Annotated in this window: 19 protein-coding genes; 7 read left to right on the top strand and 12 right to left on the bottom strand. The window is 71.4% G+C overall.

The features are described 5' to 3' along the window. The first annotated feature begins 17 nt into the window (after positions 1-17). Positions 18-1,181, top strand: a complete 1,164-nt coding sequence (locus tag QSK37_RS39360; protein WP_285578095.1) for a Vgb family protein — start codon at positions 18-20, stop codon at positions 1,179-1,181. Between the two features lie 136 nt (positions 1,182-1,317). After that, positions 1,318-2,064 (top strand): GAF and ANTAR domain-containing protein, encoded by a 747-nt coding sequence (locus tag QSK37_RS39355; RefSeq protein ID WP_285631429.1) that lies wholly within the window; start codon positions 1,318-1,320, stop codon positions 2,062-2,064. Between the two features lie 7 nt (positions 2,065-2,071). On the opposite strand, the gene QSK37_RS39350 is transcribed toward QSK37_RS39355, so the two are convergent. From QSK37_RS39350 to QSK37_RS39295, 12 genes are all read right to left on the bottom strand, one after another. Beyond that, positions 2,072-2,866 (bottom strand): GAF domain-containing protein, encoded by a 795-nt coding sequence (locus QSK37_RS39350; protein WP_285631426.1) that lies wholly within the window; start codon positions 2,864-2,866, stop codon positions 2,072-2,074. Beyond that, entirely contained in the window at positions 2,863-3,576 is a 714-nt protein-coding gene (locus QSK37_RS39345) for a GAF and ANTAR domain-containing protein (RefSeq protein ID WP_285631423.1), read from the bottom strand. The genes QSK37_RS39350 and QSK37_RS39345 overlap by 4 nt, the downstream gene beginning before the upstream one ends. A gap of 132 nt (positions 3,577-3,708) precedes the next feature. Beyond that, positions 3,709-5,148 (bottom strand): lipase maturation factor family protein, encoded by a 1,440-nt coding sequence (locus QSK37_RS39340; protein WP_285631419.1) that lies wholly within the window; start codon positions 5,146-5,148, stop codon positions 3,709-3,711. A 6-nt stretch (positions 5,149-5,154) separates the two neighbouring features. Then, entirely contained in the window at positions 5,155-6,591 is a 1,437-nt protein-coding gene (locus tag QSK37_RS39335) for a phytoene desaturase family protein (RefSeq protein WP_285631416.1), read from the bottom strand. Positions 6,592-6,661: 70 nt separating this feature from the next. Continuing rightward, on the bottom strand, positions 6,662-6,889 hold the full coding sequence (locus tag QSK37_RS39330) for a hypothetical protein (protein WP_285631413.1): 228 nt from the start codon (positions 6,887-6,889) through the stop codon (positions 6,662-6,664). Positions 6,890-6,893: 4 nt separating this feature from the next. Then, positions 6,894-9,236 (bottom strand): MFS transporter, encoded by a 2,343-nt coding sequence (locus tag QSK37_RS39325; protein WP_285631410.1) that lies wholly within the window; start codon positions 9,234-9,236, stop codon positions 6,894-6,896. A 76-nt stretch (positions 9,237-9,312) separates the two neighbouring features. Further along, positions 9,313-9,975: a TetR/AcrR family transcriptional regulator gene (locus QSK37_RS39320; RefSeq protein ID WP_285631407.1), complete on the bottom strand. Its 663-nt coding sequence runs from the start codon at positions 9,973-9,975 to the stop codon at positions 9,313-9,315. A 118-nt stretch (positions 9,976-10,093) separates the two neighbouring features. Next, positions 10,094-11,515: an MFS transporter gene (locus QSK37_RS39315; protein WP_285631405.1), complete on the bottom strand. Its 1,422-nt coding sequence runs from the start codon at positions 11,513-11,515 to the stop codon at positions 10,094-10,096. After that, on the bottom strand, positions 11,512-12,396 hold the full coding sequence (locus QSK37_RS39310) for a sulfotransferase domain-containing protein (RefSeq protein ID WP_285631402.1): 885 nt from the start codon (positions 12,394-12,396) through the stop codon (positions 11,512-11,514). Before QSK37_RS39310 ends, QSK37_RS39315 begins: the two co-directional genes overlap by 4 nt. Positions 12,397-12,427: 31 nt before the next feature. Then, on the bottom strand, positions 12,428-13,195 hold the full coding sequence (locus QSK37_RS39305; RefSeq protein WP_285631397.1) for a class I SAM-dependent methyltransferase: 768 nt from the start codon (positions 13,193-13,195) through the stop codon (positions 12,428-12,430). Positions 13,196-13,199: 4 nt separating this feature from the next. After that, on the bottom strand, positions 13,200-14,081 hold the full coding sequence (locus QSK37_RS39300; RefSeq protein ID WP_285631394.1) for an alpha/beta fold hydrolase: 882 nt from the start codon (positions 14,079-14,081) through the stop codon (positions 13,200-13,202). A 162-nt stretch (positions 14,082-14,243) separates the two neighbouring features. Continuing rightward, positions 14,244-15,308, bottom strand: a complete 1,065-nt coding sequence (locus QSK37_RS39295; RefSeq protein WP_285631391.1) for a LuxR C-terminal-related transcriptional regulator — start codon at positions 15,306-15,308, stop codon at positions 14,244-14,246. 208 nt (positions 15,309-15,516) lie between these two features. On the opposite strand from QSK37_RS39295, the gene QSK37_RS39290 reads away from it, so the two are divergent. From QSK37_RS39290 to QSK37_RS39270, 5 genes are read left to right on the top strand one after another with little or no spacing between them, the layout of a single operon-like run. Beyond that, positions 15,517-17,853, top strand: coding sequence for a PEP/pyruvate-binding domain-containing protein (locus QSK37_RS39290; RefSeq protein ID WP_285631388.1), 2,337 nt, complete (start codon positions 15,517-15,519; stop codon positions 17,851-17,853). Next, a complete protein-coding gene (locus QSK37_RS39285) occupies positions 17,850-18,470 on the top strand; it encodes a gamma-glutamyl-gamma-aminobutyrate hydrolase family protein (RefSeq protein ID WP_285631385.1) in 621 nt (206 codons plus the stop codon). Before QSK37_RS39290 ends, QSK37_RS39285 begins: the two co-directional genes overlap by 4 nt. Beyond that, entirely contained in the window at positions 18,467-19,225 is a 759-nt protein-coding gene (locus QSK37_RS39280) for a phosphocholine cytidylyltransferase family protein (protein WP_285631382.1), read from the top strand. The genes QSK37_RS39285 and QSK37_RS39280 overlap by 4 nt, the downstream gene beginning before the upstream one ends. Continuing rightward, complete coding sequence (locus QSK37_RS39275) at positions 19,225-19,740, top strand: adenylyl-sulfate kinase (protein WP_285631380.1); 516 nt, start codon at positions 19,225-19,227, stop codon at positions 19,738-19,740. The genes QSK37_RS39280 and QSK37_RS39275 overlap by 1 nt, the downstream gene beginning before the upstream one ends. Next, positions 19,737-20,966, top strand: a complete 1,230-nt coding sequence (locus QSK37_RS39270; protein ID WP_285631377.1) for an SGNH/GDSL hydrolase family protein — start codon at positions 19,737-19,739, stop codon at positions 20,964-20,966. Before QSK37_RS39275 ends, QSK37_RS39270 begins: the two co-directional genes overlap by 4 nt. Positions 20,967-21,053 lie beyond the last annotated feature (87 nt).

Here is a 21,053-nt window from a genome sequence, read left to right as displayed (position 1 = left end):
CAAGAACGGAAGCAGTCATGCCACACCTCGTCACGCGTCCGCGCGCATCCCTGCGGAGGACCACACGCCGGCTGCGTAACGTGCTCGGCTGTGCCGTCATCGCCGGTGCCGCGATCCTCTCGCCCACGGCCGGGGCACGAGCCGCCGAACCTCACGTGGTCGAGTACGGCCCACTGCCGACGGGACCGCTCTCGGGCGCCTGCGAGGTGGAGTTCGACCTCAAGGGCCGGCTGTGGGTCGAGCAGTACCTCGCCGGCCAGTTCGCCCGCATGGACCCCGAGACCGGCCGGTTCACCGAGTTCAACACGCCGATGCCGCTGTCCGTGCCGGGCGGGGAGGAGGTCGGCCAGGACGGGGCGATCTGGTCCACCGAGGTCACGGGCAACAGCCTGCTCCGCGTCGACCCCGACTCCGGTGCCATGCGCGAGCTCCCCCTCCCCTGGGCGAACGCGCTCAGTGTGAAGGCGCTGGACCTTCCCCTTCATGTCGGCCTGGGCCTGGCGAACGACATCAGCAAGGGCCCGGACAACGCGATGTGGTTCACGCTCGGCGGGCTGAACTCGGTGGGCCGCATCGACATGACGACCCACGAGATGACCCGGTACCAGCTGCCCACGGCCCTCGGCGCGGAGCAGGCGCTGTTCGGGATCATCAAGCCCGGTCCGGGCCGCACCATGGTCACCGACATGCCGCTGGAGAACAAGGTCTACTCCATCGACGTCGACACCAAGGAGGTCACCTCCTACACGATGCCGACGCCCCTGTCGTTCCCCCTCGGCGTCACAACCGGTCCCGACGGCGCCATCTGGGTCACCGAGGAACTGGCGATGAAGCTGGCCCGCATCGACCCCGCCACGGGCAAGATCACCGAATATCCGCTTCTCGGGGTGGACGGGCTGCTCAGCGGGCTGCTGAACGGCGTCAGCATCGGCAACCCTCTCCCGATTCCCGGCCCGATCGTCACCGGCAGCGACGGGAAGCTGTACTTCCCCCTGAACTTCGCGGGCAGCGTCGGGCTGGGGAACCGCATGGCGAGCTTCGACCCGGCGACGCACCGGATCGCGACCTACCCGACCCCGTCGTCGCTGTCGAGCCCCTGCGACATCAACAACGAACAGGCCGGGTCGATCTGGTTCGCCGAGCTCACCGCCAACAAGGTCGGCCAGCTGGTCATTTCCTAGGTCGCGCCGCGGTGTCGTGTCAGGCGCGTAGCATTCGGGACTGGCTGGTCGGACGATTCGATCGTCTGCGCTCTCCGTGTAGTTCGGCTCCCGCGGAACGGTGACCCACCGATGCCAGTCAGGGAAGGAACACGGCATGACCCGATCGGTCGATTCGCCGCAGCCGCTCCCCGCCCTCGACGAGCTCACGCGATTGCTACTGGCCGCAGGAACGGTCAAGGACGTGCTCAGGCGCGTCGTCATCGCCGCCCGGCACGTGATCCCCGGTACGGATCTGGTCAGCATCACGATCCGCGACGAGGACGGCACCGCGGCGACACCGGTCGGCACGGGCCATGAGGCCATCGAGCTCGACCAGTCGCAGTACCGGAGCGGAACCGGCCCGTGCGTCGACGCCGCCGACCCGGCCGGTCCCGCGTACTCCCTCAACAACGATCTGCGCGGGGAGACCGCGTGGCCCGTCTTCGCCGCCGACGCGACCGCTCACGGCTACCGGTCCGTGCTGTCCACGGCGCTGCTGCCGGTTCCCGAGACCGACTGGTCGACCGGCGCCCTCAACGCCTATTCCGCGCGGACGAACGCGTTCGACGACGGCGCCCGCGACCTCGCGTTCCTGCTGGCCACTCATGCCTCGCTGGCCCTCGCGCTGGTCCACACCCGCCGGACCCTCGCCGACGCCGAGACCACCGCCCTCCACCTGCGCCAAGCGGTGGAGAGCCGCACCGTCATCGGTCAGGCCACCGGCATCCTGATGGCACGCCGCGGGCTCACGGCGGACGAGGCCTTCGAGGTGCTCAGCCGTACCTCACAGGACCACAACATCAAGCTGGCGCGCCTGGCCGCGGTGCTGACCGAGGCACCCCACATCGCCGACCAGATCTGATCGGCCGTCAGCTCGTCTCCGACGCCGCCACCGTCAGGTCCGCGAGATCCAGGCGGCCGTCGATCACGGCCTGGGCCAGGTCGCGCGCGGACCGCGCGTTACGGCGGGCATAGAGACCGATCATCATCCTGGCCTGTTCCGGGCGGATGTCCAGGGTGCCGGCCACGAGGCCGACGGCCTGGCCCATCATCGCGCGGTCGTTGAGTGCGCCCAGCGTCTCCTCAGCCAGGCGTTCCATCCGCCGTGCGGCGTCGCGCTCCTGGGACAGACCCAGCACCGCCAGATCCGCGAAGGTCTGGGCGAGTCGCTGTTGGAGCTCGGTGAGCCAGAGTTCGCCGGTGTGCAGGAGGTTCAGCCCGCCGACCGACCGGCCGCCCAGCCGGAGCGGCAGGGCGTGAACGGCCCGGAAGCCGGCCGCGAGCGCGGCCGGTGCGAACGTCGGCCAGCGGTTCCGCGCGCTCGCCAGATCCGGAACGTTGATCACTTCGTTGGCATGAATGCAGTCCCGGCAGGGACCTTCGTCGACCTGTGACTGCAGCAGTTCCACGAATCGAGCCTGCTCGTCCGACGCCGCCACCACTTCGATGCCACCGCGCGGATCGATCACCAACATCCCGACCGCCGCCACACCCAGGACCCGCATGGAGGCCTCGTCGATCAGCTGCAGCACGGCCTCGCCGCGCTCCCCGGAGACCAGGAGGCCGGTGATCTCGGCGAGCGCGTCGGTGAAGAAGTCATGCTGCTCAGGCACATACCCGAGCATACGCGTCCGATCGAGGTGCGCCCGGGACCGGGCGCTCACGGCTCCGCGAAACGATCAAGACCGATCCGGCGTTCGACCACGTCGCGAGCCACCTTGAGGACCGAACGGTCGTCGGCGAAGGCATGGCCGCGCAGCCGGGCGAACGCGTCGTCGAGGCTGATGCGCAGCCGACCGGCGATCATGCCGGTGGCGACGTTGATGTCCTGGTAGGAACCGATCGGGCGCGTCCAGTCCAGTGCGGCGTGCTCGGTCGCGTCGAAGTGTTCCAGCAGCGCGGTGGTGGCCAGGTCGACCAGCACCGCGGAGTCGGCGAGATCGTCGGCCGACAGCCGTCCGGGCCGGCGCCGATAGAGGTTCAGGGTGCCGATCCGGATGGCGCCCACCTGGAGCGGAAAGGCGAACACCGCCATGGCGTCCAGTCTCAGGGCCGCCTCGGCGAACACCGGCCACCGCGCGTGCTCGGCCGCCAGGTCATCGACCAGCACCGGGCCGCCGTCGACGAACGCCTGGATTCCGGGCCCCTCCCCCAGGGTGTACTGCGTCTCCTCGAGCTTCGCGGACCACCCGTCGCTCGAGGCCAGCACCTCCTGCACCCGTGGCTTCGCGCGCAGCGTGAGCGCCGAGGCCTCCACGGTGGCCAGCGTCGCCACGGACACCGCGCAGATCGCCTGGGCCCAGCCGGAGTGATCGGGTGTCACGACCCGGTCGGCGATGGACTCCCACAACCGCCTCCGACGCTGCCCGGTCACCGATCCGTCCTCCCGTCAGCCGCGGATGACCCAGTAAGCGGCCACCCGCGCCGCGAACGCCGTACCCCCGTCTTCGTGACACTCACGGTGGTGACGGTCTCCGTTGCTGTAAGACTACGACGCCGCGAGGACTCACCGGCGGTTCACTCCGCTCCGCCGGATCGGCGGGCAGTACTCCGCGACCGGTTCCCGGTGCCACCAGGCTCCGGTCCGGCGGCGTTCACCACGGGTCGTGAAGCGGTACCGGAACAGGCGGGCGCGTACGCAGGCGGGCGGGGCGTCGGGGAACGGGTTGTGCCGGAGCAGCCGCAGTGTCGCCCGGTCGTTCGCCAGCAGGTTCACGACGAACCGGGGGAACCACGGCTCGGCGTAACCGATGGAGAGGGCGGCGAACCACATCATCCAGTCGAGCCGCAGGTGGTACGGCGCCACCTGCGGCGGACGCCGGTGGACGTCGCCGGGCTTGCCCTTGAACTCGTACTCCCTCCACACGGTCTCCGGGCCCGGCTCCGCGTCGTCCGTGCCCTCGACGACCACCTCGTACCGCCGCTTGCTGACGGAGCCGAAGGCGCCGTAGGTGCCGACCAGGTGGAAGGCGTTGAAGCTGGCGTTCATCCGCTGCCGCCGCGAGACCAGGTTCCGCACCGGCCAGTAGCTGAGCGCGACGACCAAAACCGTCACCGCCACGGCCAGGGCCTGGTGCCACGGCGGTTCGACGGCCGGGCTCGGGCCGATCGACAGGTGCGCGAGGCGGGCGACCGCCCGCCAGTCGACGACGGAGGCCGCCAGGAGGGCGGTGATCCAGTTCAGCCAGGCGAAGTTCCCCGAGACGATCAGCCAGAGCTGGGTGACGATGACGATCGCCGCGGCGACCGTGGCGTACGGCTGCGGCGCGAACAGGCCGAACGGGACGACGAGTTGCGTGACGTGGTTCGCCAGGACCTCGACGCGGTGGAGCGGGCGGGGCAGGTGGTGGAAGTGCCAGCTGAGCGGGTTCGGCATCGGCTGCGTCTCGTGGTGGTAGTACAGGCAGGTCAGGTCGCGCCAGCACCGATCACCGCGGATCTTGATCAGGCCCGCGCCGAACTCCAGGCGGAACAGCAGCCAGCGCAGCAGCCACAGCACCAGCGTCGGCGGGGCCGTCCGCGCGTTGCCGAGGAAGACCGCGAGGAAACCGGCCTCCAGCAGCAGCGACTCCCAGCCGAAGCCGTACCAGACCTGGCCCACGTTGACGATCGACAGGTACAGCAGCCACAGCACGACCCACGGCACCATCGAGGCCCACAGCGGGACCACGTCGGCCGCCCCGGCCGCGACCGCGGCGGCCACCGCCGCCCCCGCCCAGGCGACCGTCGCGAAGAACCGGTCCGAGTAGTGCAGCTGGAACAGGCTCGGCGCGAGGCGGAACGGCACCCGGCGCACGTACGCGGGGATCGGCGTCAGGCCGCCGCTCCCGAGCAGCGCGCGGAACTGGTTCGCCGCGACGACGAATCCGACCAGGTACGTCACGGCCAGCCCGCGCTGGAAGACCAGCCGGCCGGGCCCGTACCCGGGGTCGGTGAGCCAGTGCACGTCTCCTCACCCCGCTCCGGCGCCGAAGACACGTCGCAACGCGTACCGCGCGGCGTGGTAACCGCCCATGCCGTGCACGCCGGGTCCGGGCGGAGTCGCCGAGGAGCACAGGTAGATCGCCGGATTCGGCGTGGCGTACGGAACGCGAGCGACCGTGGGGCGGAACAGCAGCCGCAGCCCGTCGCACGCGCCGCCGGCGATGTCACCCCCGACGTTGTTGGCGTCGTGCTCGGCGATCCGCTCGGGACCGGCGGCGCCGCGGGCGAGGACGAGCTCGCCGAACCCCGGCGCGAACCGCTCGATCTGCCGCTCGATCGCCGCGGTCAGATCGCCCGTCCACCCGTTCGGCACGTGCCCGTACGCCCACAGTACGTGCCGGCCGTCCGGCGCGCGCGAGGGGTCGAACAGCGTCGGCTGGGAGGTGATGAGGAACGGCACGCGAGGGACGCCGCCGCCGTACGCCGACCGCAGCGCACCGCCGATCTCCTCCATCGACGGCCCGAGATGCACGGTGCCGGCCCTGCGACAGGCCTCGGACGTCCACGGCACCGGCCCGGACAGCGCGTAGTCGACCTTGAAGACGGCGGGCCCGTGCCGGTACCGCCGGAGCCGCTCGGCGTACCGGCGCGGCAGCCGGTCACCGGCGATCGCCGCGAGCTGCTCGGGCATGACGTCGAGCACGTACGCGCGGGCGGTGGGCAGCTCCTCCAGGCTCCGTACGCGCCGCCCCGTGACGATCCGCCCGCCGAGCGACTCCAGGTAGGCCACCAGCGCGTCGGACAGCGCCTGCGAACCACCTCGCGGGAACGGCCAGCCGACCTCGTGGGCGGCCAGCGCGAACAGCAGCGCGACACCACCCGTCGCGGGGGTGCGCAGCGGCGCGATCGCGTGGGCGGCCAGCCCGGCGAACAGGCCGCGGGCGTGCCGGCCCCGGAACAGGCGGGCCAGCAGCGCGGCCGGCGCCCCGGCCCGTACGCCGAACCTCGCCAGCAGCAGAGGATGACCGGGCCAGGAGGCGAGCGGGGCCCGCAGCACGTCGCCGGCCAGTGCGTCCCACCGCCCCAGGAAGGGGGCGACGAGCCGCCGGTAGCGGGCCGCGTCCGGGCCGAGCGACGCGGCCGTCTCCTCGACCGAGCGCGCGAGTGTCGCGGCCGACCCGTCGGCGAACGGATGGGCGAGCGGAAGGGCCGGGTGCACCCAGCGGAGACCGTGCGCCTCCAGCGGCAGCGCGCTCAGCACCGGCGAACCAGCGCCGAGGGGATGCACCGCCGAGCACACGTCGTGCCGGAAGCCGGGCAGCGTCAGCTCCGCCGTCCGCGCACCGCCGCCCACGGTCGCCTCCGCCTCGTAGACGTGGACGGCCAGCCCGGCCCGGGCGAGCGTCACCGCCGCGGTCAGCCCGTTCGGCCCGGCCCCGACCACCACCGCGTCGACATCGGCCATGGTCCGGGCCCTGCCCCGGCGACCCGGGATTACACCCGAGTCGTCCGGGTCACCCGGATCGCCCGGTCGATCAGGCCGGCGGCCGCGGCCGGCCGGGCACGCCGAGGGCGAGCAGGGCGGTGTCGTCCCGCAGGCCGTCGCCGAAGTCGTTCAGCAGTCCGGTGAGGGCGGTGACCAGGGACTGCGCCTCCACCGGAGCGAGCCCGGCGGTGAAGTCGCGGAGGTTCTCCATGGCCCATCTCCGCATCCGGCCCGGGCGGCGGCGGTTGTCGTGCGCCGCCGCCGTCCCGGTCGTCACCTCGTCATTCGCCGGGGTGGCCGAGCCGGAGGTCGGCCGTGGCGTGGTCCGTGCCGTCGATGGTCATCGTGGTCGTGGCGGGCCGGTACGCGCTGGCGGTGACGGTGTACCGCCCGTGGTCCAGGCCCGTGAAGGCGTACTCGCCTTCGGGGCCGGTCGTGGTGACGGCGACCGTGTCACCCGCGGCGTTGACCAGGGCGACCTGGGCGTCGCCGAGCGGCGTGTTCCCCGCCCCGGCGCGTACGGTGCCGCTGAGCCGGCCACCGGCCTGGAGCTCCACGTCGCACTGTGCGGTGCCCGGTCCGTTCACCTCGACCCGCAGCGCGCCCGGCCGGTGGCCGTCCGCCCTCGCGACCACGGTGACGGTGCCGGAGACCAGGTCCTGGACGGAGAACCTGCCGTTCTCGTCCGTCCGGGCGGAGCCGACGATCTCGCCCCGCACGTCGGTCACGACGACCGTCGCCGCCGCGATCGCGGCTCCGTTCGTGGCGCTGCGGACGACGCCGGCCAGTCCGGAGGTGCCGGACAGCGTGAGCTCGGAGAAGAGCGGTTCGCCGCCGACCGTGACCGTGGCCGCCTGCGGCTGGTGACCGTCGGCCGCCACGATGAGCACGTACGAGCCGGCGGCCGGGACGCTCAGTGCGTACGATCCGTCGTCTCCGGTCGTGGCCCGGCCGAGCTGGCGTCCGCCGGGCTCGACCAGTGTGATCGTGGCGCCGGGCAGCGGCACGCCCCCGGCTCCGCGAACCCGGCCGCCGACCGCGATGCCGTCGAGTACCCGCGGCGCGGGAATCTGCGCCGGCGCCTCCACTCGCGTCTCCAGCACGGCCTCCCGCCGGTCGGCCGATGACGCGGACCGCCGCCGGCCTCCCCCGTTGATCAATACGGCCACGACGACGGCGGCCAGGAGGATGATTCCCGCCGCCCACCAGATGGCGACCGTGAAGCCGTGCACCTGGCCGACCGCCACGAGCAGGCCCGACGGCCGCCCGTGCGCGTGCGTGGCGATGTAGGTGGTCGTGGCGGTCGCGGCGATGGTGTTGAGCAGGGCGGTGCCGATCGAGCCGCCGACCTGCTGGGCGGTGTTGACCATCGCCGACGCGACACCCGCGTCCTCCGGGGCCACGCCGGTGGTCGCCAGGTTCATGGCCGGCATCATCGTCGAGCCCAGCCCCAGGCTGATGAGCAGTTCGGCGGGCAGGACCACGCCGACGTACGAGCTGTCCACCTTGAGCTGGGTGAGCAGGACCATGCCGACCGCGGCGACGAGCAGGCCGGGCACCATCAGGGCCCGCGCCGGGACCCGGTGCATCAGCCGCGCCGCGATCTGCGTCGAGCCGGTGATCATGCCGGCCGTGAACGGCAGGAAGGCCAGGCCGCTCCGGACCGGCGAGTAGCCCTTGACGATCTGCAGGTAGTACGTCAGGAAGAGGAAGAGCCCGAACATGGCGATCACGGCCAGGCCGACCGCGAGGTAGGCACCGCCGCGGTTCCGGTCCAGGACCACGCGCAGGGGCAGCAACGGCGCCCGCGTCAGGGCCTCGACGACGACGAACGCGACGAGCAGCAGGGCCGCGAGGACGAACAGGCCGATCACGCCACGCTCGCTCCACCCCTGCGACTCGGCACGCGTGAAGCCGTACACGAGCGACACGAGACCGGCGGTCACCAGGATGACGCCGGGAATGTCCAGGCGGGCGCGGTTTCGGCGCCCCGTGGACACGGCGACGTGGACGAACGCCACGGCGCCGACGAACGCGACGGCCGCGATGGGCACGTTCACGTAGAGCGCCCAACGCCAGTTCACGTACTCGGTCAGCACGCCGCCGAGGATCAGGCCGACGGCGCTGCCACCGCCCGCGATCGCGCCGTAGATGCCGAACGCCTTGGCCCGCTCCCGCGGCTCGGTGAACATGAGGGCGAGCAGGGAGAGCGCCGACGGCGCGAGCAGGGCGCCGAACACGCCCTGGAGCGCGCGGGCGCCGAGCAGCATCTCGGTGTTGACCGCCGCGCCGCCGATGGCCGAGGCGCCGGCGAAGCCGATCAGGCCGATCAGGAACGTGCGCTTGCGGCCCACGAGGTCGGCGATCCGGCCGCCGAACAGGAGCAGCCCGCCGAAGACGAGGGTGTAGGCGGTGATCACCCACTGGCGGTCACCGTCGGAGATGTGCAGCGCCCGCTGTGCGGACGGCAGGGCGATGTTCACGATGGTCGCGTCGAGCACGACCATCAACTGGGCGAGGGCGATGAAGAGCAGGGCCGTCCATCGCCGGGGGACGGCCGACTGTGCGGCCGGTGGTGCGGCCGTGGTGCCGTCCCGCTGAGCGGTCGGTGCGGTTGTCGACATGACGAAAGGTGTCTCCAGCGTTCGGGCGAGATGTTCTGAGCGAGACGTGAGGTCCGCGGATGATCAGCCGCTTCGGTCAGCGGCGGGGGACGGGGTCGGTGGACGCGGGGGACGGGCCGGGGAGTTCGTTCGGCGCGGGCGCACGCAGACCGGCCAGGAGGAGTTCGATGTACCGGCCGACACGGGCGTCGAAGTCCGCCCGGTCACAACCCGGCATCGGCCGGGTGAGCTGGGCGAGCATGCCCCAGACATCGTCGAACGTCACGTCGGGGCGAAGCTGCCCGCTCTCCCGCGCCCGCCGCATGATCTCTTCGAACGCGGCCACGCCCCGGTCGCGTACCGCGAAGAACGCCTCGTCCTTGACGAACCGGCCGCGCACCACCTGCAGCACCGCGCCGACGCCATGGGCGGCGGCGGCCTCGACGCAGCGGCGAAGCGCCTGGAACGGATCGTCCTCCTCGGCCAGCACGCTTTCGGCGTCATCCGCGACCTGCGCGATGACATGCGTGGCGACCTGACGGATGAGGTCTTCACGGTCGCCGAAATGGCGATAGAGAGTGGCGTTGCCGACACCCGCGCGCCGGGCGACCTCGTCGAGTGACGCGTCCAATCCGTGCTCGACGAAGACGGCGCGAGCGGCGATCAGGATCCGCTCGTGGTTGCGGGACGCGTCCGCCCTCCGGCACGGAGCCAGGCACTCGCGAGCCGACTGCGGCCGCGCCACGTCCGTACTGCTCATGCCTGCCCCCCTTAAGCCCCGTCTCCCGGAACCGGGGAGCGTGTCCCCGTTTCTCCGGATACATCGCTCGAACAGCGAACGGCCCGGCATCAATCCCCAGAAGAATGTGATGCGCGTCTCAGTCGCGAAGCGTCCGACCAGGTAGAACGGGATTCGGCCGGCCGCGGTCTCGCCCGGACAGGAGAAGGCACACCAGTACGGCGCCGAGGGCCACCGACACGGCGCCGAGCAGCCGGGCCGCGCGGTAGCCGGCGCCGGCGTCGAGCATCGTCAGGTAGACGGCCACCGCGACTCCGCCGCCCACGTGGCTCATCGACTCGAACAGCGCCGAGACGGTGCCGCGATCCTCCTCCGCGGCGATGCCGATGGACTCACTGGTGAGGGCCACGTAGATCGGGCCGGACGCGATCCCCCACAGGACCAGCCAGGGCGCGAGGACGACGACGTCGGCGGTGCCCAGCAGCGTGACGACCGTCAGCGCCAGGGCGCACAGGAGGAAGGCCGGAGTCAGGACGGCGCGCGCGCCGAACCGGCGCAGCACCATCGAGGAGAGGCTCGAGCTCACGATCCCGCCGACGAGCACGGGGGAAAGGGTGAGGCCCGCCGCGGTGGCCGACAGCCCGTGCACGTCCTGGAGGTACAGGCTGCCGAGCACGATGACGGCCGAGTAGCCCGCGCAGTAGGCGCCGAAGGCCAGGAAGCTCCCGGTGATGCGGCGTGAGCGCAGCAAGCCGAGCTTCACCAGCGGGTGGGTGACGCGCCGCTCGACCACGACCAGGCCGCCGAGCAGCACCAGCCCCAGGCACGCTATGAGGACGGAGCGTACGGTGTGCCGGTCGTCGGTGAGCTGCTGCAGGCCGAGGATCAGGGCGACGAGTCCGCCGCTGGCGAGCAGTGCGCCGCCGACGTCGAGCCGCTCGCCCGCGCCGCGGCGCGGAGGGTCGGGGGGAAGCAGCGTCGCGGCCGCGGCGAAGGCCGCCGCCGCGACCGGGACGGTCAGGAGGAGCACCCAGCGCCAGCCGAGGTGTGCGGTGATCAGTCCGCCCAGCATGGCGCCGGCCAGGCCCGCCGACCACGCCGCGAAGGCGATGACCGAGAACACCCGGCTCTTCCAGGGCTCTTCGGGGAACACCGTGGCGGCGGTGGCCAGCGCCGCCGGAATCGCGAACGCGGCCGCGAGCCCCTGCAGGACTCTCCCGGCCAGCAGCAGCGGCAGGCCGGGGGCGAGCCCGGCCACGAGCCCGGCGGCGGTGCACAGCGCCAGGCTCGCGAGCAGGGTCCGGCGCCGGCCCCACAGGTCGCTGACGCGCCCGCCGAGGACGAGGAACGCCCCGATGCTCAGCGAGTAGAGACTGATCACCCATTGCAGGGAGCCCGGTCGGAGCCGGAAGTCGGCGCCGATGGACGGCAGGGCCGTGGCGAGCGCCAGGCTGTCGAACAGGACCAGGAAGGACGCGCTGGCCAGCAGCAGGGCCACCGGCCAGCGCGAGAGTCCGCCGTCGGCGGTCTCCTGGTGCGACGTCTCCGTGGCGCTCGTCACGCGACCTCCCGCAGGTCGTAGCCGTACCGCCGGGCCACCTCCCGCAGTTCGGCGCCGGCGAAGAAGTCCGCCAGCTCCGGGGTCATCCAGTCCTTCCACCCCTGGGTCTTACCCGCCCGCATCACCCTCGGCCGGGCGGCGCCGTCCGAGCCGGACGGGTCCATCCGGTCCTCGTGCTCGCGCATCTTCGCGAACGAGCTGGCCTCCACGGCGCGGGCGACCTCGTCCGGCGTGACCTTCACGCCGAGCCGGTCGAGCGCGCCGACGACCACCTCGGTGGGGCGGCGTTTCAGATCCTCGAACCTGAGCACGTCGACGTGACCGCACGTGCGGGCCCGCTCCGTCCACGCCTCGTAGAACGCGGGCCAGTCGTTCGCCGGGCTGTCACTGAAGTCTCCCCGGCCGTGGAGCCAGCCCTGGAAGGTGTCCGGTACCCGATCCCACTCCTCCTCCGCGAACCCCGCTCGCCACTGGTAGCTCGCGTAGATCGCGTCGCGCGGGTCGCGGACGAGGATCCACACTCCGCCGAACGCCGCGTCGCCGAAGACCACCGGAGGATGGTGCGTCTTCACGAAACGGGGCCAGGGCCGGATCGGGCGGCCGTCGTCCCGGCCCTCGTCCTTGTCGTGCTGTGAGGCGAGATGGCTCCGGTATCCCGTGTGCGCGTCCGCGGCCACGGCCCGGCCGTCCTCATGGAGAACCTCCGTGTACGCGTCGACGTAGTTGAGGCCCAGCTCGTACAGGATGTTACCGATGAGGGACTGTCCGGAACCGCCGTGACTCGCGACGACGATGTCGCCCTCGGTCAACCCGGCGGCGTTGCGCCGGTAGAGGTCGCTGACCCGGCCGAGGGCGAGACCGGGATCCGGAAGGGTTGTCATGGCGCTCTCCTTCGGGGCCGCTGACGGTCGCTCAGGAACGTCCCTCGCGTACGGCGGCGATCCACCCGACCGTCACGTACGGGATCTCCAGCTCGTCGACGCCGAGCGCGAGCACGTGCCGGTCGATGTCGGCGAGGATGCTCTCGAACTGCGCCCCGGCCTGACGCTCCAGGATCCCGTGGGACCGCCAGGCGGCGAGCCAGTCCGAGACCGGCACCCGGTGCATGATGGGCTCGCGCAGCACGGTCGGCGTCTCGAACAGCCCGCTCTCCTCGATCACCGGCGCCTGGTCCTCGCGCCGGGTGCCGTACCCGTAGTCGGGAATCTTGGCCCGGATCAGGGCCTCGACCTCCGCCTGCAGGGGGTCCTGCAGGTCGCGGTGGTTCCAGATGCAGGTGAACCAGCCCGGCCGGCGCAGGATGCGGGCCGTCTCCCGCAGCGCCGCCGGGCGGTCGGTCGTGGCGAACGACGAGCCGAAGGTCACCAGGTCGTAGGCCCCGGTCTCCAGCCCGGTGTCCTCCCCGATCCCGACGTGCCACGTCACCGTGCCGCCCGCCGTACGGTCCATGCCGATCTCGCGCATCGCCTCGTTCGGCTCGACGGCGTCGACCAGGCATCCGCGCGAGAGGAGGTCGACGGTGAGGTGAGCGTTGCCGGCGCCGATGTCGGCCACGCGCGGCGCCGTCTTCCCGCACGTCGCGACGATGCGGTCGATCGCCTTGGGCGCGTACGGCGGCCGTTGCGTGTACGTCGCCGCGAGCTTGGTGTAGTCCCACTTGACCCGGCTGTCCGTTGTCATTTCGTCAGACCCTTTCTGCGAGATGGTCGTGCCGCGGCGGATAGGGGATGAACCCGCGCAGCACGTCGATGAACGCGTCGTACTCGTCGGCGTTCACGTTGTGGCCGCTGTTCTCGAACATGCGCAGCTCCGCGCCGGGGATGCGCTGCGCGATCTCGACGGAGAACTCCGGAGCGCAGATCCAGTCGTGGCGGGCGGCGATCACGAGCGTCGGCGCGGTGATCCGGTGCAGGTCGCCGGTCACGTCCCAGTCACGGAGGTAGCCGCGGTAGGCCGCGTTGATCGATTCGGGCGTGAAGATGAACCGCCGCGAGCGTTCCTCCTCCAGGTCGAAGGTCCGGGAGTACATCGGCCCCATGACCTCGAAGTAGTGCCGCATCTGGTCCGGGCTCTCGAACTCGCCCGCGAAGAGCCGTTCCGCCGTCCGCTGCTGCTCCGGAGTGCCGCGCTCGGCGAGGATCTCCTGGGCGCGCTTGAGGAAACGGTGGTCCGGCGCGGTGACGACCAGGAGCAGGTGGGAGAGGTTCTCGGGGTAGCGGGTCGCGTACGTCTGGGCGACCATCCCGCCGTACGAGATGCCCAGCAGCGCGATCTTCCCCAGCCCCAGATGCCGCCTCAGCGCCTCGACGTCATCGACGTGGTTCTCCATCGTGTACGTCTCCACCGGGCCGGGGGCCGACCGGCCGCTTCCCCGGTGGTCCACCGAGACGATCTGCACCTGGTCGCTCAGTGGCGAGAGCATGGGCTTCAGACCGGCCTGGTCTCCGCCGGGTCCCCCGGGAAGCGCGAAGAGCACCGGCTTCTCGTGCGCCTCGCGGCCGTTCCGCGCGAGCCCCGAGCCTTCGACGTCGAAGTACAACTCGGTGTCACGAACCTTTGCGTACATGAATTACTCCTCCGCGTTCGACGGGCCGTCGCGTTCCCGCGACTCGTCGTTCGCCGGCGAACGTCACTGAATCCCGTGTCCGCGCCTTACGCGCTCAAACGGCGTCGCGTCGCAGCTAGCTGCCATCCATCCGCCGCGGCAGCTTCCTGACGCCCGCGGCGCTCAGAGCCAGCCTCGGTGCACGGCCTGCACCCCCGCCTGGAACCGGCTGGTCACGCCGAGACGGTCGAACAGCTGGGAGATGCGCCGGCGGACGGTACGGACCGACATGTCCATGTTGCGGGCGATGGCCTCGTCCTTGATGCCGAGGCTGAGCAGCCGCAGCAGCAGCCGGTCGTGCTCGCTGAGTCCTCCGCCCTCGCCGGTGTCGTCGCCGGGGCTCTCGGGGTGCCCGGACTGTGCGGTGCCCGCGGCGAGCGGCTGGGCCCAGGACCAGCAGCTCTCGAACAGGGCCGACAGAGCGTGCACGATGCCGGTGCCCGTGATGACGAGAAGACCCTGGTCGTCGTTACCGGCCGGGATCACGCCGATCGTCCGGTCGACGACGGTTCCCCAGATCGCCGGACGCGTCGCGGTACGGACCTCTGCGCCCTTGTCGACGAGGTTCGCCATCCGGGCGAGCGCCGTCCGGTCGGCCAGGCGTCCGTGCTCGTAGATCGCGCGGATCGGCAGGCCGCGTTCGAGCGTGCGCCGGTTCAACGCGGAGAAAGCGGTGGCGATCTTCCAGCCCGGCGGGTCGCCGACGTGCAGGGCGAAGATCTCGTGCCGGGCGAGACGGACCAGCTCGCCGAGGCGCAGGCGGGCGGTCGGCATGTCCCGGATCCATTCGATCGCCTCCGGGGGTTCCTGGTGTTCCGTCAGGCGAGCGGTGACGAGCGCTGATAACTCGGCTCCCGCCCGGAGGGCGTCGGCCCGCCGGCGCGCGGCGTCCGCCTCGATGGTGGCGATGGTCCGCTCGACCACGGCGTCCGGTCCGGCGGGCAGCGCCCGGTCCGGGAGGGCGGGATCGGCGGCGAGCAGGCCCTTCGACAGCAGGACCTCGCGCGCCTTCGCGATCACCTCTGCCGGAAGGTCGAGCCGCTCGGCCATCGCCGCGGTGTTCCAGTCGGGATGGCGAAGCCAGAGCCCGTAGACGGCCCGGTCCACCTTGCGCAGACCGAGGGCATCGCGTTCGTCCGGTCTGCCCTCGTCCACGGTGCTCTGTCGGCGGGAGTGCTCTGCGTTCATGGCCATGTTTCCCCGTGTCATCAAGATGCCACCGCTTGAGAACGTCCAGCTGCTGTCAAGGAGAAAGTGATTTGCCGGGAATCGCGGGGTTAAACATGCATGACGTTCAGACGACGGAAAGGTGAACGTCCTACGTGCTGCGGGTGGCCGCGCCGCGGCGGCTCTTCGGCGCACGTACGGCCTTGGAATCCCCCGAGGAGGAAGCCTGATGGCAGCTTTCGGAACGAAGGCCGAAACCTTGGAACGCCTCTTTCCGGTGATCAAGGAAGCCGAAGTCCTGCCGCTGCACTATTTCCGCGTCGATTCCTGGCTGGAGCACGAAGAAGAGGTCCTGGACGCGATCCAGGACCGGCCGTGGGGCAGGGGGGCCCTGATCGTGCGCAGCAGCACCCTGATGGAGGACCATGCCGAGACCCTGATGCCCGGCAGGTACCTCTCGGTGCCGGACACCGTCGGACGCGAGGCCCTGCGGACCGCCATCAGGGCCGTCGTCGACTCGTACCGGGCCGACCTCACCGAGCTCACCGGCCTGGGCGACCAGCACGTCCTCGTCCAGCCCATGGTCGACTCTCCCACCATGTCCGGAGTGGTCTTCACCTGCGACCCGGGCACCGGCGCGCCGTACGTGGTCGTCAACTACGACGAGGCCGGCGACACCGAGGCGGTGACCGGCGGCAGGGCGTCCGGCCTGAAGACCTTCTACCTGTGGCGGCACGCCTCCGCGATGCCGGAGGACGCCCGGCTGCGCCGTGTCGTCGCGCTCGCCCGCGAGCTGGAGGGCGAGCTCGGAACGTCGTGCCTGGACATCGAGTTCGCCTTCGACGCCGCCGACCGGCTGTTCCTGCTGCAGGTGCGCCCCCTGGTCGTCGACGCCCTTCCTGGCACCGCCGGACAGGAGACCGCGCTCGCCGCGATCACGGCCAAGGTCGAGGCGGCCGGCAGGCCCCATCCGTACCTGCTCGGCGACCGGGCCCTCTTCGGCGTGATGCCGGACTGGAACCCGGCGGAGATCATCGGTACGAAGCCGCGCCCCCTGGCCCTCTCGATCTACCGCCGGCTGATCACGGACGCGCAGTGGGCCGAGCAACGCGTGCGCTACGGCTACCGGGACGTGCGCGGATTCCCCCTGTTGCTCGACTTTTATGGACTGCCGTACGTCGACATACGGGCGAGTTGCAACTCGCTCATTCCCGCTGATCTGGACGAATCCCTGGCGGAACGTCTCGCCACTTATTATCTGGACCGACTGGCCGAAAATCCGGAATTCCACGACAAGCTGGAATTCGACGTTGTCTTCTCCTCCTACTGCTTTGATCTTGAGGACCGGCTGAAGTGCCGGACCCATGGCCTTTTCGACGACGACGAACGCCGGCGGATCGCCGGCTCGCTGCGCGCGCTGACCAACCGGCTCATGCGCCCGGAGCATCCGGCGCGGATCGAGGACCAGGCGAACATCAGGTCCCTGCGCGGTCGCCTGGCGCGGATCCGCGACTCGGAGCTGGATCCGGCCGCGCGCGTCCACTGGCTCCTGGAGGACTGCCGCCGGTACGGCACGCTGGCGTTCGCCGGCTTCGCCCGGCTCGGTTTCATCGCCGTGGAGATGCTGCGGTCGCTCGTCGCCCGTGAGGTCCTCGACGAGGACGGCGTCGCGCGCCTGATGGCGTCCCTCGACACGGTGACGAACCGCATGCTGCGCGACCGGACGGTGCTGGCGAAAGAGGAGTTCCTGGCCACGTACGGCTTCCTGCGCCCCGGAACGTACGACATCTGCTCACCGCGCTACGACGAGGCGCCGGACGACTACTTCGACTGGTCGGCCGCCCCGGGCCGTACCGCGGAGCCGGAGGAGTTCCGGCTGCCGCCCGGCGCGCTTCGCCGCGTCGACCGGCTGTCGCGGACGCACGGGCTCGAACCGGACGCCGAGAGCCTGTGGGCGTTCATCACCGGCAGCATCGTCCAGCGGGAGAACTCCAAGTTCGAGTTCACCCGTCACCTCAGCGAGGCGCTGTCGCTGATCAAGGAGTTCGGCGGCCGCCACGGGCTGGACGCCGACGACATGTCCTACGTCGACGTGTCCGTCATCGAGGCGCTGTACCGCGGCGCGGACGAGCCCGGGCGCGCGCTGCGCCGGGCGGTGGACGACGGCCGCGCCCGCCACGAGCTGACGCGGAGCATCGTCATGCCGCCGGTGATCAGCGAGCCGTCCGAGGTCACCGCGTTCCACCTGCCCCGCTACGAGCCGAACTACGTGACGCAGCGAAAGGTCACCGCGCCGGTCGAGGTGGCCGAGGCGGAGCCCGCGCACCTGACCGGGAAGATCCTCCTGCTGCCCAGCGGCGACCCGGGCTACGACTGGATCTTCTCCCAGGGGATCAGCGGCTTCGTCACGCGGTTCGGCGGCGCCAACTCCCACATGGCGATCCGTGCCCACCAGCTCGGCATCCCCGCGGTGATCGGTGCCGGCGAGACGCTGTACGGCCGTTGCGCGGCCGCGCGCGCTCTGACGATCGACTGCCTGAACCACCAGGTCAAGGTCCTGCCATGAACGAACGAGGAGCCGTGAGCTATGTGGCGGTGAGTCAACGGGTGGTGGTCGACGCGCACGGGACCCGGAACGACGCTCTGGACCGGCGCTGGGCCGCCTTCCTCCTGCACTGCGGGCTCCTGCCCCTGCCGCTGCCCAATGACACGACGGCGGCGCTCGCGGTACTCCGGCGGTCGCCGGTGCGCGGCGTCCTCCTGACCGGGGGCAACGACCTGGCCGCCTACGGCGGTGACGCGCCCGAACGCGACGCCGCCGAGCTCGCGCTCGTCGACGCGGCGGAGCGCCGCGGGCTCCCGCTCCTCGGCGTCTGCCGCGGCATGCAGCTCCTCCAACATCGCTTCGGCGTGCCGCTGACGCGAGTGCGGGGGCACGTCGCCGAACGCCAGGTGCTCACGGTCGACGGCCGTGAACGCGTCGCGAACAGCTACCACACGTGGGCCGCCATGCGGACCCGTCCCCCACTCCAGGTCTGGGCCACCGGCCCGGGAAAGGTGATCAAAGCCGTGAGACACGAGAATGCCCCGCTCGCCGGGATCATGTGGCATCCCGAGCGGATGACGCCGTTCGCCGAAGACGACCGCGCGCTGTTCCACGACTGGTTCGGGGCGAGCGCATGAAGGGGATCATCCTGGCCGCCGGACGCGGCTCACGACTCGGCCCGCTCACCGACGACCGGCCCAAGTGCCTGGTCCCGCTCGCCGGCCGGACGCTCCTGGCCCGGCAGCGCTCCGCCCTCGCGGGCGCCGGCGTCGACGACTTCGCCCTCGTCGCCGGTTACCGCGCCGAGGTGCTGGCGGGAGACCACTGGCAGGTGTTCATCGCGCGGCGGTGGGCGCATACGAACATGGTCGCCTCGCTGCGGGCGGCGACGGCCTGGCTGCGCTCCGCCCCGTGCCTCGTGTCGTACGGGGACATCGTGTACTCCGCCGAGACGGCCGCACGCCTCGCGCACGCCCCCGGTGAGCTGGCCATCGCCTACGACCCCCACTGGCTCGAACTCTGGGCACGGCGGTTCGCCGAGCCGCTGGAGGACGCCGAGACGTTCCGGCGGACCGAGGACGGATCGCTGCGGGAGATCGGCGGGCGCGCCCGTACGGTCGCGGAGATCGAGGGGCAGTACATGGGGCTCCTGCGGTTCACCCCGGCCAGTTGGGGGGCGGTCGAGACCGTGCTCGGCACGCTCTCACCGGAGCAGCGGGACCGACTCGACATGACGGGCCTGCTGCAACTGCTGCTCGACGCCGGCCAGCGGATCGAGACGGTCCCGTGCGCCGGCGACTGGGCCGAGGTCGACCGCCGGGACGACCTCGAACTGTACGAGTCGCTCACCGCGACGGGACGGCTGGAACTCACCGACCAGGGGAGGCAGTGATGGTCATCTGGTTGATCGGCATGTCGGGGGCCGGCAAGACGACGGTGGGTACGCGCCTCGTCACCCGGCTCAAGGCCGAGTCGCCGAACGTCGTGTATCTCGACGGCGACCTGCTGCGCGACGTATGGGGAGAGTCGCTGGGGCACGACGTCCAGGGGCGGGAGGCCAACGCCGGCCGGGTCAGCCGGCTGTGCGCCATGCTGGACCGCCAGGGCATCAACGTCGTGGCCGCCGTCCTGTCCATCTTCCCGGAGTGGCAGGAGTGGAACCGCGAGACGTTCTCGGAGTACTTCGAGGTCTTCCTCGACGTTCCGATGAGCGTGCTGGAGGAGCGCGACACCAAGGGCCTGTACCAGGCGGCCCGGAACGGCCGGATGCGCGACGTCGTCGGCGTCGACATCCCGTTCCCGCGTCCGCCGAAGCCGGACCTCGTGCTGCAGAGCTGGGGACCCGACGGCACGCCGGACGCGCTCGTCGACCGCGTCCTCGCGGCGCTGCCCGCCGTACGGTCATGAGGGCGCCCACGGTCGTGGCGGCGGTGCTGTACGGCGTGCTGGAGGCGGCCGCGTTCGTACTGGTGCGACGCCTGAGATCGGGCTTCCCCTGGCTCATCGGCCCGCGCGACGAGACGCCGCACATCGCCGCCGACCTGGCGAAACGACACGGCGAGAAGTCCTTCGACCCGGACCTGGGCTGGTGCAGGCGGCCCGGGGAGACGGGCACCGAGCGGACGACCTCCGGCGAGGTCTCCTTCGCCGTCGACGCCCGCGGGAGGCGGCGCGATCCGGGTTTCGCCGACCTGGACGCGCCGGCCGGCGTGGCGTGCTTCGGTGACTCCTTCACGTTCTGCCGCCTGGTGGGGGACGACGAGACCTGGCCGCACCACCTGTCCCGCCGGCTGGGCGTCAACGTGGCCAACTACGGCGTCGGCAACTACGGGCTGGACCAGGGCCTGCTACGGCTCGAACGCGAGCTGGACTCCTTGGAGGCCGACGTCGTGATCATGGGAGTCGTGCCGGAGACCATCGCCCGGATTCAGTCGTACTGGAAGCACTACTTCGAATACGGCAACACGCTGGCCTTCAAGCCACGCTTCACGCTGGGCCGCTCCGGTCTGGAACACCACCCGAGCGCGGTGCGGGACCCGTCCGAATACGCCGGTTACCAGGATCAGCTGGACCGTATCCAGCGGCTGGACGGGTTCTACCGGAGCAAGTTCCGCCGCGACATCCTGCGCTTCCCCTACCTGCCGCGGCTCGCGCGGCGCTGGCGGCGGCATCTCCCGCTACTCGCGCACCTGGCCGCCGGCCGGCTCACCCGCGACCGGGACGGGGCCTTCCAGCGGGCGTTCAACGTCGTTCTGCGCGACAACGCGCGATGGACCGCACGCCTCTACCGCGAGCCGGCGGCCGTGCGCCTGCTGACCGCGCTGGTCGAACGGTTCGCGGCGACGTGCCGGGACGCGGGCAAGCAGCCCCTCCTGCTCGTCATGCCGCAGGTGGTGGACCTGGAGCGCGCCGACCGGGGACGGGTCTACGGCGACGTCTTCGCCGGGATGCGCCGCCTGCTGCCGGTGGTCGACGTGACGTCGCGTTTCACCGAGGCGGCCGACCCGGAATCCCTGTTCTCGTACGGCAGGCTCGGCCCGCACCCGAGCGACCGGGGAAACGCCCTGATCGCCGACACGCTGACGCCCGAGGTGGCGTCGATGCTGGCGCGTGTACGGGAGTCGGCCCGATGAGCGTCTCACCAGCGGCGCTCACCGCTCCCTCCACAGGGCCGCGGTGCGGCTGGTCGACCTGAGCGTGGCGGGCCCGGCCTCGGGCGC

This window comes from Actinoallomurus iriomotensis, from assembly GCF_030269445.1.
GTDB lineage: Bacteria > Actinomycetota > Actinomycetes > Streptosporangiales > Streptosporangiaceae > Actinoallomurus > Actinoallomurus iriomotensis.
This window is presented reverse-complemented; position numbering and strand designations above follow the sequence as displayed.

Excerpts from the sequence above, each read along its gene's own strand:
- QSK37_RS39360 (WP_285578095.1), top strand. The coding sequence starts at position 18 with ATGCCACACCTCGTCACGCGTCCGCGCGCATCCCTGCGGAGGACCACA.
- QSK37_RS39355 (WP_285631429.1), top strand. The coding sequence starts at position 1,318 with ATGACCCGATCGGTCGATTCGCCGCAGCCGCTCCCCGCCCTCGACGAG.
- QSK37_RS39335 (WP_285631416.1), bottom strand. The coding sequence starts at position 6,591 with ATGGCCGATGTCGACGCGGTGGTGGTCGGGGCCGGGCCGAACGGGCTG.
- QSK37_RS39325 (WP_285631410.1), bottom strand. The coding sequence starts at position 9,236 with ATGTCGACAACCGCACCGACCGCTCAGCGGGACGGCACCACGGCCGCA.
- QSK37_RS39320 (WP_285631407.1), bottom strand. The coding sequence starts at position 9,975 with ATGAGCAGTACGGACGTGGCGCGGCCGCAGTCGGCTCGCGAGTGCCTG.
- QSK37_RS39310 (WP_285631402.1), bottom strand. The coding sequence starts at position 12,396 with ATGACAACCCTTCCGGATCCCGGTCTCGCCCTCGGCCGGGTCAGCGAC.
- QSK37_RS39305 (WP_285631397.1), bottom strand. The coding sequence starts at position 13,195 with ATGACAACGGACAGCCGGGTCAAGTGGGACTACACCAAGCTCGCGGCG.
- QSK37_RS39300 (WP_285631394.1), bottom strand. The coding sequence starts at position 14,081 with ATGTACGCAAAGGTTCGTGACACCGAGTTGTACTTCGACGTCGAAGGC.
- QSK37_RS39295 (WP_285631391.1), bottom strand. The coding sequence starts at position 15,308 with ATGAACGCAGAGCACTCCCGCCGACAGAGCACCGTGGACGAGGGCAGA.
- QSK37_RS39290 (WP_285631388.1), top strand. The coding sequence starts at position 15,517 with ATGGCAGCTTTCGGAACGAAGGCCGAAACCTTGGAACGCCTCTTTCCG.
- QSK37_RS39285 (WP_285631385.1), top strand. The coding sequence starts at position 17,850 with ATGAACGAACGAGGAGCCGTGAGCTATGTGGCGGTGAGTCAACGGGTG.
- QSK37_RS39280 (WP_285631382.1), top strand. The coding sequence starts at position 18,467 with ATGAAGGGGATCATCCTGGCCGCCGGACGCGGCTCACGACTCGGCCCG.
- QSK37_RS39275 (WP_285631380.1), top strand. The coding sequence starts at position 19,225 with ATGGTCATCTGGTTGATCGGCATGTCGGGGGCCGGCAAGACGACGGTG.
- QSK37_RS39270 (WP_285631377.1), top strand. The coding sequence starts at position 19,737 with ATGAGGGCGCCCACGGTCGTGGCGGCGGTGCTGTACGGCGTGCTGGAG.